The 13887-nt window shown below is 32.4% G+C and carries 14 protein-coding genes; 11 read left to right on the top strand and 3 right to left on the bottom strand.

The window, feature by feature from the left end; all coding sequences use genetic code 11:
• The first annotated feature begins 193 nt into the window (after positions 1-193).
• From HNQ03_RS08435 to HNQ03_RS08400, 8 genes are all read left to right on the top strand, one after another.
• Positions 194-670 (top strand): GbsR/MarR family transcriptional regulator, encoded by a 477-nt coding sequence (locus HNQ03_RS08435; protein ID WP_173779230.1) that lies wholly within the window; start codon positions 194-196, stop codon positions 668-670.
• Position 671: 1 nt separating this feature from the next.
• Positions 672-1901 carry an efflux RND transporter periplasmic adaptor subunit gene (locus HNQ03_RS08430; protein WP_173779229.1) on the top strand — a complete coding sequence of 410 codons (1230 nt, stop codon included), beginning with the start codon at positions 672-674 and terminating at the stop codon, positions 1899-1901.
• A complete protein-coding gene (locus HNQ03_RS08425) occupies positions 1901-5047 on the top strand; it encodes an efflux RND transporter permease subunit (protein WP_173779228.1) in 3147 nt (1048 codons plus the stop codon). Before HNQ03_RS08430 ends, HNQ03_RS08425 begins: the two co-directional genes overlap by 1 nt.
• 14 nt (positions 5048-5061) lie before the next feature.
• On the top strand, positions 5062-6471 hold the full coding sequence (locus HNQ03_RS08420) for an efflux transporter outer membrane subunit (protein WP_173779227.1): 1410 nt from the start codon (positions 5062-5064) through the stop codon (positions 6469-6471).
• A 94-nt stretch (positions 6472-6565) separates the two neighbouring features.
• Entirely contained in the window at positions 6566-6811 is a 246-nt protein-coding gene (locus HNQ03_RS08415) for a hypothetical protein (protein ID WP_173779226.1), read from the top strand.
• Between the two features lie 394 nt (positions 6812-7205).
• A complete protein-coding gene (locus HNQ03_RS08410) occupies positions 7206-8381 on the top strand; it encodes an aspartate aminotransferase family protein (RefSeq protein WP_173779225.1) in 1176 nt (391 codons plus the stop codon).
• A gap of 84 nt (positions 8382-8465) precedes the next feature.
• Positions 8466-8852 (top strand): START-like domain-containing protein, encoded by a 387-nt coding sequence (locus HNQ03_RS08405; protein WP_173779224.1) that lies wholly within the window; start codon positions 8466-8468, stop codon positions 8850-8852.
• Positions 8853-8916: 64 nt separating this feature from the next.
• Positions 8917-9732 carry an aminotransferase class IV gene (locus HNQ03_RS08400; RefSeq protein ID WP_173779223.1) on the top strand — a complete coding sequence of 272 codons (816 nt, stop codon included), beginning with the start codon at positions 8917-8919 and terminating at the stop codon, positions 9730-9732.
• Between the two features lie 85 nt (positions 9733-9817).
• On the opposite strand, the gene HNQ03_RS08395 is transcribed toward HNQ03_RS08400, so the two are convergent.
• Together HNQ03_RS08395 and HNQ03_RS08390 are read right to left on the bottom strand one after the other, a co-directional pair.
• On the bottom strand, positions 9818-10396 hold the full coding sequence (locus HNQ03_RS08395) for an N-acetylmuramoyl-L-alanine amidase family protein (RefSeq protein WP_173779222.1): 579 nt from the start codon (positions 10394-10396) through the stop codon (positions 9818-9820).
• An 87-nt stretch (positions 10397-10483) separates the two neighbouring features.
• Positions 10484-11032, bottom strand: a complete 549-nt coding sequence (locus HNQ03_RS08390) for a YqgE/AlgH family protein (protein ID WP_173779221.1) — start codon at positions 11030-11032, stop codon at positions 10484-10486.
• Between the two features lie 19 nt (positions 11033-11051).
• Between HNQ03_RS08390 and pdxH the strand changes: the two genes are divergently transcribed.
• Entirely contained in the window at positions 11052-11696 is a 645-nt protein-coding gene (pdxH, locus tag HNQ03_RS08385; RefSeq protein WP_173779220.1) for a pyridoxamine 5'-phosphate oxidase, read from the top strand.
• A 46-nt stretch (positions 11697-11742) separates the two neighbouring features.
• On the opposite strand, the gene HNQ03_RS08380 is transcribed toward pdxH, so the two are convergent.
• Entirely contained in the window at positions 11743-12051 is a 309-nt protein-coding gene (locus HNQ03_RS08380) for an HU family DNA-binding protein (protein ID WP_173779219.1), read from the bottom strand.
• A gap of 352 nt (positions 12052-12403) precedes the next feature.
• On the opposite strand from HNQ03_RS08380, the gene panD reads away from it, so the two are divergent.
• Entirely contained in the window at positions 12404-12754 is a 351-nt protein-coding gene (gene panD, locus HNQ03_RS08375; protein ID WP_173779218.1) for an aspartate 1-decarboxylase, read from the top strand.
• 90 nt (positions 12755-12844) lie between these two features.
• Complete coding sequence (locus HNQ03_RS08370) at positions 12845-13792, top strand: lysylphosphatidylglycerol synthase transmembrane domain-containing protein (protein WP_382405004.1); 948 nt, start codon at positions 12845-12847, stop codon at positions 13790-13792.
• The last annotated feature ends 95 nt before the right edge of the window (positions 13793-13887 follow it).

Below are 13887 nucleotides of genomic sequence, written 5' to 3'. Positions count from 1 at the left end.
GATAACTTTAACTTGGAATCAAAAATTCCAGAAAATATCAATATTAAAATTTTAGAAATTGAAAATCATAGTGTTTTTAAGCGCTGACTATTTATACAATTACGAAAAAATATTCTAATATTTTACTAATTAAATAATTGGTTCGGTTTGTTCGAAACTAAAAAACTATATTTGCAAACTAAATTTTTAATCATTGGAAAAACCATTTGAAATAGACGAATCACTTTACCAAAAGTTAGTCCATTTTTATGAAGAAAGTTATCGTCTTCCGCCTTTGGCTGCGAAAATATACTCCTACCTTACTTTCGATTTTAATAATGTAGGCGTCACTTTTGATGAAATTGTAGAATTGATGAAAGCCAGCAAAAGCTCAGTTTCATCTAATTTAAATTTGCTACAATCCAACGGATATCTTTCTACTATAAATAAGATAGACAATAGAAAACGTTTCTTTATCCTCAATCCAGATTATGTGAACGTACGGTTTGATTGTTTGATGAATAAATTTACAAAAGAAATGGAAATCTTGGAAGGTTTGAAAAAATTTCGTCAAATGTCCGAAACTGATGAGTGCAGTAAAATTTACATATCTAAACTAGAAATTTATATTTCGCTTTTAAAAACTAACATAGAAAATTTCTCTCAAACTTTAAAAAAATTAAATCAATAATATGAAGACATATATAATTACCTTATTGGCAGTTTTCAGTGTTTTATCTTCTTGCAAAAAAGATGAAGCACCAAAAAATGACGGTCCAAAACCTTTTCCGGTGATCACCGTGGAATCCAAAAATTTAACGGGATATCAAAGTTTTCCAGCTAGTTTAGAAGGTAAAACTAATAATGAAGTGCGTGCGAAAATTCAAGGTTACATCACGCAAGTGTTGGTAAATGAAGGACAATATGTGTCAAAAGGTCAACCACTTTTTCGTTTAGAAACAAATGTATTATCCGAAAATGCAGCTGCCGCAAAATCTGGTATTTCTGCTGCTCAAGCCAATGTCTCTGCTGCAAATAGCAATATTACTGCTGCCCAAGCTTCTGTAAATGCCGCACAGGTTGAAGTAAATAAATTGAAACCTTTGGTAGATAAAAATATTATAAGCAACGTGCAATTGCAAACAGCTTATGCAAATCTTGCGAAAGCAAATGCAATGGTGCAACAAGCTAGAGCGGCAAAACAACAAGCTGAAGCTGGTACTTCCCAAGCAAGAGCAAATTATAATGGAGTAGCTGCGAATATAGATTATTCTGTAATTCGTGCTCCAATTAGCGGTGTTATTGGTCAATTGCCTTTAAAAGTTGGAAGCTTAGTAGGTCCTTCAGATCCTGTTGCATTAACTACAATTTCTGATACTTCAGAAATATATGCCTATTTCACAATGAACGAGAAAGCATACTTTGATTTTCTAGAAAATTCTTATGGTGCTACTATTTCAGAAAAATTGAGAAATTTGCCAATGGTAGAATTAGAGTTAGCCAATGGTAGCAATTACAACGAAAAGGGAAAAATAGAAACCGTAACGGGTCAAGTAGATCCTCAAACTGGAACCATTCAATTTAAAGTTAAATTTCCCAATGCAAATAAACTTTTAAGCAATGGGAATTCTGGAACGATCAAATTGCCAAAAAATTATGATAGCGTACTCGTAATACCAGAAGTTTCTACCTACGAAGAGCAAGGTTTGGTATATGTCTACAAAATTCAAAAAGATTCTGCCGTAGTTTCTGTAGTAAAATTACAGGATAGAGTTAATAATTTTGCGATTGTAGGTTCTGGTCTTAAAAAAGGAGATAAAATAATTGCTTCTGGTTTCACAGGTTTGAAAACGGGTAGTAAGATTATAGAAAAACCAGTAAAAATGGATGAAATTGTAGAATCTATAAAACCAATTTTCTAATGATTAAACAATTTATAAATAGACCTGTACTTTCCACCGTAATTTCAATAATGATTGTTATTTTAGGGATTTTAGGCTTAAAAGAATTACCAGTTACTCAATATCCGGATATTGCACCAGCCACAGTTCGGGTTTCCGCAAATTATTCTGGAGCCAATGCTGAAACGGTTTTGAAAAGTGTCATCATACCTTTAGAAGAGCAAATCAATGGAGTAGAAGGCATGGATTATATAGAATCTTCTGCCGGAAATGATGGCTCTGCAAGTATTAATGTTTTTTTTAAGCAGGGTATTGATGCAGATATAGCTGCTGTGAATGTGCAAAATAAGGTAGCTCGTGCTACGCCACTTTTGCCTAGTGAGGTTACTCGCTCTGGTGTTATCACTCAGAAACAAAATAGCAGTGCATTGATGTATCTGACGTTTTATACAAAAAATAAAAACTTAGATGATACTTGGCTTCAAAATTATTTGAACATCAATATTATACCAAATTTAAAAAGAGTAAATGGAGTAGGAGATGCCAATGTTTTTGGGGGCAAAAATTATGCAATGCGCATCTGGTTAGATCCTGCAAAAATGGCGGCTTATTCTTTAGAACCTTCTGATGTTACCGCAGCAATCAATTCTCAAAGTAGAGAAGCTGCAGCAGGACAAATTGGTTCTAACAGCGGAAGCTCATTTGAATATACGATTACCTATCCTGGTAAATTTAGCAATCAAGAGCAATACGATGATATTGTATTGAAGGCTTTAGGAAATGGTCAATTTTTACGTTTAAAAGATGTTGCAAAAGTAAAATTAGATGCACTTTCTTACGCAGGAATCGGTGAGCGAGATGGAAATCCTTCCGTAAGTATGGGGATATTTCAAACACCTGGTTCAAATGCACAAGAAATTATTAATGAAATTAAAAAATCATTAAATGAATCCAAAAAATCTTTTCCAGAAGGAGTAGATTACACGGTAAATTTTGATACCAATGAATTTCTAGACGCCTCAATTGAGAAAGTGTTGATGACTTTATTTGAAGCTTTCATTCTCGTTTTTCTTGTGGTTTATATATTCCTTCAAGATTTTCGCTCGACATTAATTCCTGCAATTGCAGTTCCGGTTTCCATTATTGGTACATTCTTCTTTTTAAATTTATTAGGATATTCTCTAAATTTACTTACACTTTTTGCCTTGGTTTTAGCCATCGGTATTGTAGTAGATGATGCTATCGTCGTTGTAGAAGCTGTACATGCAAAGCTAGAAGGTGGAGAAAAAAATGTAAAAAAAGCAACCGTCGGTGCGATGGATGAAATTACAGGTGCTATTATTTCCATCACCTTGGTTATGGCTGCCGTTTTTATACCTGTTACCTTTATCACAGGACCAACCGGAGTTTTCTATCAACAATTTGGAATTACTTTAATTATAGCAATTCTAATTTCGGCAGTAAATGCACTAACGTTGAGTCCAGTTTTATGTGCTCTATTGCTGAAGGCCAACCATCATAATAAAGAATATCAAGATAAAAATTTATTGCAAAAATTCTTTTATAAATTTAATGTAGGTTTTAATACCGCAACAAAAAAATACGGACAAGGTTTTGTTTTTTTACTTAGACATAAATGGGTTACCCTTTTAATTTTTGGTTTTGCAGGCGGTTTATTCTGGTGGGCAAATTCTACCATGCCTGCAGGTTTTGTACCCAAAGAAGATCGTGGAATTATTTTCGCAAACGTAGAATTACCGGCAAGTTCTTCTATGGAAAGAACCTATACCATCATGTCTCAATTGCAGAAAGAAGTAGTAAAAGTTCCAGGTGTAACCGGAATGACGATTGCAACGGGTAGAAGTTTCCTTTCGGGAAATGGTAGCAATGCAGGTCTTGCTTTTATTAAATTAGGTGATTTTAAAGAAAGAGCCAAAGATTCTGAGCAATCAATAGATGTGATTACCAAAAAATTATTTGGAGCAGCCGCCGGAATTTCCGGAGCAAAAATTGTGTTTTTTCAACCAGGATCTGTTCCAGGTTATGGTTCTAGTTCTGGTTTTGAAATGGTGCTTTTAGATAAATCTGGGGGAGAATTAAAAGAATTAGATGCAAATACTCAAAAATTTGTGGGAACGCTTTTACAAAAACCGGAGATAGAATTTGCACAAACCTCTTTTAATACAAAATTCCCACAATATCAATTGCAAATAAACGTAGCAAGAGCTCAAGAAAGTGGAATTTCTGTAGACGATATCTTAGCATCAATGCAAGGTTATGTAGGAGGAGTTTATGCTGCAGATTTCACAAAATATGGGAAACAATTCCGCGTTATTGTGCAAGGTCTACCAGATATTCGCAGCAGCATAGAAAGTTTGAATAGTATTTATATCAAAACAAGTTCTGGAGTAATGGCACCACTTTCTCAATTCGTTAATTTTGAAAGAACTTTTGGGCCACAATCTGTGAGTAGATACAATCTTTTTACATCCGTGAAAGTTACCGGAAATAATGCGGAAGGTTATAGTTCTGGTGATGCACTAAAAGCTGTACAAGCTGCAGCAGCAGAAAGTTTGCCATCCAATTACGAAGTGCAATTTACAGGACTTTCTCGCGAGGAAATTAGCTCATCTTCTCAAACTGCATTGATTTTTGGCTTGAGTTTAATATTTGTTTATTTTATTTTAGCCGCACAATATGAAAGTTATGTATTGCCATTAGCAGTCGTACTATCCCTTCCTTTAGGTGTTTTCGGAGCATACATGGGACAAAGCGTGGCAGGTTTAGAAAACAATATTTATTTCCAAATTGCGCTGATCATGTTGGTAGGTTTGCTCGCCAAAAATGCAATTCTTATTGTAGAGTTTGCCGTACAAAGAAGAATGCACGGCGAAAGTATATCTTTAGCCGCAATCAATGCTGCAAAAGCGAGATTAAGACCAATTTTAATGACCTCTTTTGCCTTTATTTTTGGTATGTTGCCGCTTGTTTTTGCTTCTGGTATTGGTTCTGTAGGAAATCGTTCTATTGGTACTGGTGCAGCTGCAGGATTATTTATCGGTACTTTTTTAGGTTTGTTAGCCATCCCAGTTTTGTTTGTTATTTTTCAAACACTGCAAGAGAAGATCAAACCATTGAAGAAAGAAGATTTAAGTTTAGCCGAATAATTTAAAATATAAAAATGAAATTAAATTTTAATATAAAATATATAGCATTATTTGTAACTGCTTCGTTCACACTCGCGTCTTGTATGACGAGAACAAAATATGAGCGACCTGAAGATATAAACGAAAATGTTTTTCGCACTGATAATCTTCCAAAAGACAGCAGTACTATTGCGAGCATTTCTTACAAAGAATTTTTTACAGATAAAATTTTGCAAAAGCATTTAGATGTTGCGCTTCAAAATAATTTGGATGTAAGAATTGCGGTGCAAAATATCGTTTCTTCGGAAGCTTATTTAAAACAAAGCAAAGCAGCCTTTTTGCCCACTGTTTCTGCAGGTCCAGATTATACTTTTCAAACGCAATCTTTAAACACTCAATTTGGACAAATTTTTGGAGAAAGAAGGTACATCAATCAATATGATATTACTGCAAATTTTTCTTGGGAAGCAGATATTTGGGGAAAATTAAATGCACAAGAAAAAGCACAATTTGCTGGCTATATGTCTACAGTTGCAGCACATCAACGGATTAAAAGTGAATTAGTAGCTAATATTGCAAACAATTATTATCAACTTTTGACTTTTGATGAGCAAAAAAGAATCATCAATGAAACGATAATCTTAAGAAATAAAAATCTTGAAACTACAAAAGCTCTAAAAATAGCAGGAATTCTTACCGAAGTTGCCGTTCAGCAGAGCGAAGCCTTGGTTTTTAATGCTCAAGCTTTATTGGTAGATATAGATGTGCAAATAGAAATTTTAGAAAATTCTACATCCGTTTTGATGGGTATTTCGCCTCAAAAGATAGAGAGATCGTCTTCGAAAAGCCAAGTTTTTCCTTCCAATATTTCTACAGGTTATTCTTCGCAATTATTGGCAAATCGTCCAGATGTTTTTCAGGCAGAATATCAATTAAAACAGAAATTAGAACTTACAAATGCTGCAAGAGCAGCTTTTTATCCAAGTTTTAAAATTACTGCAAGTTCTGGTGTACAAGGAATAGAATTAGATAAATTGTTCAGTGTGAATTCTCTTTTTGCAAATGTAGCAGCAGGATTGACGCAACCCATTTTGAATAAAAGATTGATAAAAACAGCTTATGAAGTAAGTCTTGCAGATAAGCAAATTGCCTATCTCAATTTTAAGAAAACCTATTTACAAGCAGGTGAAGAAGTTTCTAGTGCTTTGAAAAGATACCAATCTCAAGAGGAGTTTTTAAATTTTAAAATAAAAGAAAAAAACGCCTACCAAAAATCTGTGGATGACTCTCAGCAATTGGTGAACTATGGTTTAGCAAATTATCTTGAAGTTTTAAATTCTAGCGAAAGACTTTTAACCGCAGAACTGAATATTTCTAACGCAGAATTCATCAAAATGAAAGCCAATATAGATTTGTATAAAGCTTTAGGTGGCGGTTGGAAATAGCGAATTTCCTTCGGAGTATATTTTCTTTGGAATGAATGGTGAATTTTTTAAATTTACAATAATTCAATATTTTTAAATTTAAACATTTTGTAGAATGAGATTAAAAAATATCGAAGATTTAGTTGGAAGAAATGTAAAAATTTTATCAACGCAAACAACTTTTATGATTGTTGAATTTCTTAAACAAGACTATCAAATTAATTTTGATTCTAAAAAAGAATTTCATTTTATTAAAGGAACTGAAGGTTATTTAAATATTCTTAATAAACATCCTCTGCTTACAAATTATCAAGATACTTTTGTTGAAATTTTTATTAATTCACCTTATCCACAATCTTAAGAATTACTTAATATTTTTAAAAAAACCATCGATAATGAAACAAAAGAATGTAGAGATTGGAGAAGTTATTTTGAATTTTTAGAGTTAGACTTTTCGCTTGAAAGGGTAAAACGTGTTATTGAAAATGGTTTTGGAAAATTATGTTCGGCACCGATGAGCATTAGCGAAAAGATTATCGAGCAATGTGATTTGCTTAGTATTAAAACAAAAACTTTTTATAAATTAAATTTAAATAAAGAAGAATACAAATTATTATCCGTTGGGAACAATTATGTAATTGCAAAAAATTTTTCTTTTCAAAATTGACTTTTAAATTCACTTGAAAAAATTGACTTTTTAAAAAATCCACTCGTAGAAATTTACAATTAATTATCTTTGTAAAAACAATATTTCAATGCAAAAAGATTTCTTCCAATTTCAAGCTCAAACTACAAAATTTGCTGCAGGTTTTGAAGTAGAAAAAGCCGAAGGAAGCTATATTTATGGAACAGATGGCCGAAAATATCTGGATTTTGTAGCCGGAGTTTCTGCAAATACCCTCGGACATTCGCATCCAAAAATTGTAAACGCCATCAAAGCGCAAGCAGAAAAGTATTTGCACGTAATGGTTTATGGCGAATATGCTCAGGAAAATCCTATTGCACTGTGCAAACTTTTGGCAGAGAAAACACCAGAACCTTTAGAAGTTACCTATCTTGTAAACAGCGGAGCAGAAGCAATAGACGGTGCTTTAAAGTTGGCAAAACGATACACAGGAAGAGAAGAAATCATATCTATGAAAAATTCTTACCACGGAAATACGCATGGTGCACTTTCCGTTTCTGGGAACGAATATCATAAAAGAGAATTTCGTCCGCTTTTGCCAATGGTATCTTTTATTAACTTTAATGATGAAACAGAATTTTCTAAAATCACAGAAAAAACTGCCTGCGTAATTGCAGAAACCATACAAGGAGCAGCAGGATTTTTGATGCCGGATCAAAATTATTTTAAAAATTTAAAAAATCGCTGCGAAGAAGTTGGAGCACTATTAATCTTAGACGAAATACAACCAGGTTTTGGTAGAACAGGAAAATTGTTTGCTTTTGAGCATTATAATATGGTTCCAGATATTTTTGTAATGGGAAAAGGAATGGGAGGTGGTGTTCCAGTAGGTGCTTTCATGAGTTCAGAAAAAATAATGGAAACACTTTCTCATGAGCCGAAGTTAGGTCATATCACTACTTTCGGGGGCAATCCTTTGATTGCAGCGGCAAGTTTGGCAACATTAGAAGGTGTTTTTGAGGAAAATTTAATGGAAAAAATTGGAGAAAAAGAACAGTTGTTCCGAGAATTACTAATTCACCCAAAAATATTGCAGATCAATGGAAAAGGTTTGATGTTGGCTGTGAATCTTGGAAAACCAGAATTTACGTTAGCTGTTGCAAAACGATGCATGGAAAACGGCTTAATTGTATTTTGGCAATTGTATAATAATGAATTTTTGAGAATTTCGCCACCTTTAAATCTTTCTTTAGAAGAAATAAAGGCCGGTTGCGAAATTATATTGAAGGTATTAAATGAAATTTAACATATTTCCGAAAAATGTTTTCATTTTTTGTGCTAATCTAAAATAAATTTATATATTGCGGCACATTATAAAAGTACGCAAATTATGGCGAAACATAAAGTCCAATACGAATTTTCTATGCACTGTCTCTCGGAGATATTGTACGAATACTTGGCAAGTGCAGAAGGTTTGGGAGAATGGTTCGCAGATGAGGTTGTGGAAAGAGGAGACGATTTTTTCTTCACATGGGGAAATAGTCCCGAAGAAAAAGCAACGCTTGTAAGATATAAAGCAGAAAACTTCGTAAGATTTCGTTGGGAAGAAGATGAAGGAACAAAAAATTATTTTGAAATGACTATTGTAATAGATGATATTACAGACGATCTAGCATTGATTGTTACAGATTTCTGCGAAGAAGGTGAAGAAGATGAAAATAGATTGTACTGGGAGAATTTAATAGAAAATTTACAAATTAAATTAGGAGCAGCTTAATTTCTGTTTTAATATACACTATAGATGAGCGATTTTTTTCGTTCATTTTTTTTTAAAAATTTTTATGCATTTTAACGATTTTACTTTCAGTTCTAATGATTTTTCAGCCGAAAATAGAGCATTCCTTTTTGGAGATTCTGTACAGGTTACCTATTTTATCAGAAATTCTGAATTCATTTTAGCAGAAGATGTTTATTTTTTCTTAATGGCATCTATGCGAAAAATGCGAATGAAAATCCCGATGGAATATACGTTAGATTTTTTTCAAGAGCTTTTTCAAATAAATGTAATTGAAAAAGGAATTGAAAATGCTTTTATTCACTTCCTAGTTTTTAGAAATTCCGAGAGCATTTCTTTGCAAAATGCCACCATTTCTTATCATGCAACTGTTGTAAATGATGAAGATGTTTTTTCTTTAAAAAATCCAATTTCTTTGGACATGATAAAAGAAATTGCCGTAGGAAATTCTTTATTAAGCAATATACAAGTGCCTTGCGCAGAAAATATCTATGCAGAAATCTATGCGAAAGAAAACGAGTTAGATGATTTGATTTTGCTTAATGCTCAAAAAAGAATAGCAAGATCTATTTATGGAAATTTGTTGTTGTTAAAAGATAATACCATCAAAATTCCAAAAATAAGTGAGGGAGCTTATATTTCGCCGTTACTAGAAAGTTTTGTGACCTTTGTTCACAAAAACAAATTGGCTGAGATAGAACAAGCGGAATTAATCGCTTTTGAAACCCAAAAATCTGACGAAATTTTGATGATTTCTGATAAGAAAGGAATTTTCCCCGTTTCAAAAATTCGCAATAAATCTTTTACAAATGAACGGTTTTCAGAAATGATTGATCAGTGGAAACAAACATTCCTAAAATAGACAAACCCAATAAATAACCATTCGGGAACAGTCGTTTATCGGGTTTTTTAAATCTCAAAAAATGAGCTATCTTTATGTTGAATGTTTATATTTCTTCTATAAATTTTAATATTTTTCTGCTTATTTCTCTTTTTCCTATATCGCTATTCAAATAGTTGAAATCATTTTCATTGCTGATATTTCCCATTTCAAAAACCAAAGCTGGAGATGTAGAATTTCTCAAAATGTGGAGATTCTGAGTTTTTAGAGGGCAATTATCAAAGTTTTTAGATAATATTTCGCCATATTTTTTTGAAGCTTCATTTTCTTGAATGTAAATTTCTTTACCAATGTTCGTATTTGGTTTCGGTGTTTTATTGGTGTGAATAGAAAGTACCAAATCTGGTTTTGCTTCGCCAATCTTCTTAATTCTATCTACGAAGGATAGACTTTCGTTACTATCTCTAGTAAGTATGATTTCTACTTCTTCATTTCTATTGCTATTTTTTATCATATTTGCAATATCTAAAACGATATCTTTTTCAGCAATATTATTTTGCGTTGCGCCATGATCTTCTCCACCATGACCTGCATCTATTAGAATTATTTTTTTATCATTTTTAAACGAAAATAATGCTGTTGCAGCAAAAATACAAACGGTAGAATAAGTAAGAAATTTTCTCATAGATTATTTGTTTTGTTATTATTAAACGTAAAGAAGATGTTAAAAATTTAAAACGAAATACTAAAGTTTTGTTAAATCTTTTCAGGTTTAATTTAAACTCACATCTTCTGGAGCATTTGCCCAAAGCAGAAATTCACCGCCAAGATTTTGCATGATGTTTTTCCATAAATTTTGGTCATTCGGCAAAGTAAAATCCAAATTGTAAACATCTACTAGTGTCCAAGATTTATTTAGAATTTCTGTCTCTAGTTGTTTTGCAGCCCAACCAGAATAGCCAGAAAATACTTTTACATCATAGATGTGCAAATTTCCATTTAAAATCTCATCAATTATCTTCTGGCTATCTTCTGTTAAATAATATTCCTCATTAATGGGTAGTGCAAATTTACTTAATGGTTTACCTTTTACGATATAAAAAACTTTATCATTTTCCACGGGTCCGCCTTCATAAATGTCAACTTTGTAGCCCAATATTTTATCTAAACTCTCGCTTACGTGTTTATTTTTTTTATTTAAAATCAATCCAAAAGCACCTTCTTCGTTATGATCTATAATCAAAACGACGGATCTTGAAAAAATATCGCCAGAAATATCTGGTGTGGAAATTAAAATTTTACCTTTGTAAGACTTACTCATTCTCAAATTTAATAAAAAAATGGAAAACCTGCATCATCATCGCAAATCTTATGAAAAAAATAACTTAGTTGAAGATCAAATCAATGAAAATCCGCTTATTCAATTTCAAAATTGGTTTGATGAAGCCAAAGGAAATGAACATATTTCTGAAGCAAACGCAATGTCTGTTTCTACTATGGAAGAAGATGGTTGTCCTAGAATTCGCACGGTACTTTTAAAATCTTACTCAGAAGAGGGATTTATTTTCTACACTAATTATGAAAGTAAAAAGGGAGAATCTTTGGATAAAACGCAATTAGCTGGAATTCAATTTTTTTGGCCATCCTTAGAAAGGCAGATTATAATAAAAGCCCGAGTAGAAAGAGTTTCGCAAGATCTTAGCGATTCCTATTTTAACGAAAGACCACGTGGAAGCCAATTGGGAGCGATAGTATCTCCGCAAAGCAGTGTGATAGAAAATAGACAATTTCTAGAAGATAGATTGCATAAATTAGAAAATGAATATGAAGGAAAAAATATTTCTCGTCCCGAAAATTGGGGTGGATATATTGCAAAACCTTATGAGATAGAATTTTGGCAGGGGCGACCAAACCGCTTGCACGATAGGATTTTATACAAAAAAGATAAAGAAAACTCTTGGAGTATTTGCAGATTAGCACCATAAAAAAAACCGCCAATTGGCGGTTTTTTTATTTTAATTTTCTGAGAAATTATTTTTTCTTTGCAGGAGCTTTTTCTTTTGCACCAGCTGTAGATGTAGCTAATTCTGCTCCAGCTTTAAATTTAGCAACTTTTTTTGCAGCAATACTGATAGGCTGTTTCGTAGAAGGATTGATACCTTGTCTCGCAGCTCTTTCTACTACAGAGAAAGTTCCAAAACCTACTAAAGATACTTTTCCATCTTTTTCTTTCAATGTAGAAGTTACATTAGACATAAAAGATTCTAGTGCAGCTTTTGCAGCAACTTTAGAAATCCCTGCGTCTTGAGACATTGCGTCAATTAATTCAGATTTGTTCATAATTTTTTTTATTAAAGTTAGTGTTCTAGTATTAGCAAATATAATACAATTTTCAATATATTCAAATTTATTTCACTATTTGCAGAATAATATTAGTATTGTTCACGTAAATTTAATCATTTAATAATCAGAATGTAACCTAATTTATAGTATTTACAGAAGTTGTTATAAGATAAAAAGCCTTGTTAATCAATTATAACATTCTTCCATTAATTTAAATTTAAAATTGCGAATTTAATAAAATGAACAAATTTTTCTTTCTGGATTTATAAGCAGATTAAATTTAAAAAAATTAAGTAGATAGAAGAGAAAAGTGGTTTTTAATTCCGATTTTTATTAATAAATTTGCAAAATGCTAATTGAAGTTTTCAAATCAAAAATTCACAGAGTTCGCGTTACCGAATCTGATCTTAATTATATCGGAAGCATCACCATTGATGAAGATTTGCTAGAAGCTTCTGGCATTATCGTTGGTGAGCGTGTATATATTGTAAATGTAAACAATGGGGAACGTTTCGATACGTACACCATAAAAGGGAAGAGAAAATCTGGCGAAATTTGTTTAAATGGTCCTGCAGCAAGGAGAGTGCAAAAAGGTGATATCATCATCATTATCGCTTTTGCACAGATGACACCAGAAGAAGCTAAAGAATTTCAGCCAAAAATCATCTTTCCAGATGAGCACACCAATCTACTTACCTAATTTTTTCGAATTTTGGAGGTAGAAAAAAAATCAAATTCTTTTAAAACATTTCTTACTATTGCGATTTCTTTGGCTATTGCTATTTTTTTCATGTGGTATGCTTTAAGAGGAATGGAGTTTGAAAAAATAGCAGGATATTTTGCAAAAGCCAACTATTTCTGGGTTTTTTCAGGGGCTGTTTTTGGTATCTTGGCGTATTGGTTTCGTGCAATCAGATGGAATTTGCTTTTGGAACCTATGGGCTACAAAATTTCAAATTCTAATTCATTTTGGACGCTTTCCTTTGGATATTTAATGAATCTTACGATACCAAGAAGTGGTGAATTGGCGCGTTCTACTGCGCTTTTTGGCGTAGAAAAAGTTCCGGTAGAGAAATCATTTGGTACCATTATTTTAGAACGTGTGGTAGATTTGGTTTGCATGGGAGGTTTTCTACTTCTTACGCTCATATTCAAATATGATGCGATATTGGCATTTTATTCGGAAGCCAACATAGATTTGAATCCCACTAAAATTCTTGTTTTTATAGGAATTTTATTTTTCGGCATCTTCTGTTTTTTCTATTTTAAAAATTATTTTAAAAAGTTTAGTTTTTTAGCAAAAATCATTGCATTTGTAGAGGGAATATTTCAAGGTGTTTTATCGATTTTTAAATTAAAACAAAAATTTAAATTTATCTATTTGTCATTAGCAATATGGATCTGTTATTATTTGGCAGCTTATCTTGTTTGTTTTGCATTGCCAGAAACTTCTAATTTTACTTTTGCAGACGGCTTTTTCGTTATCGTAGTTGGAACTTTAGGAATGATGGTACCTGCTTCTGGCGGAATTGGTGCTTTTCATGCCGCTTTAAAATTAGGAATTGGCGCTCTTTTTCTTTCTATGGGATTGTCTTTCGAAGAAGGTGCAGAAGTCGGTTTGGCCTACGCTTTTATTTCTCACACGATGCAATTGGTGATAATGATTGTACTTGGTCTTTTATCTATTCCAATGCTTGCAAAAGCAAGAGCAAAACTGACAACAAATAATGTACAGTAAAAAACGCCCTTATTCCAAGGACGTTTTTAACAATAAATTTTGCAAAGATATTAAGTGTAAAATTGAATTTTGATCTATTTTAAAATTCAACATTG

This window comes from Frigoriflavimonas asaccharolytica (assembly GCF_013294015.1).
GTDB lineage: Bacteria > Bacteroidota > Bacteroidia > Flavobacteriales > Weeksellaceae > Frigoriflavimonas > Frigoriflavimonas asaccharolytica.
The sequence above is the reverse complement of the archived record's forward strand: the minus strand, read 5'-3'. Positions and strand labels throughout refer to the sequence as shown.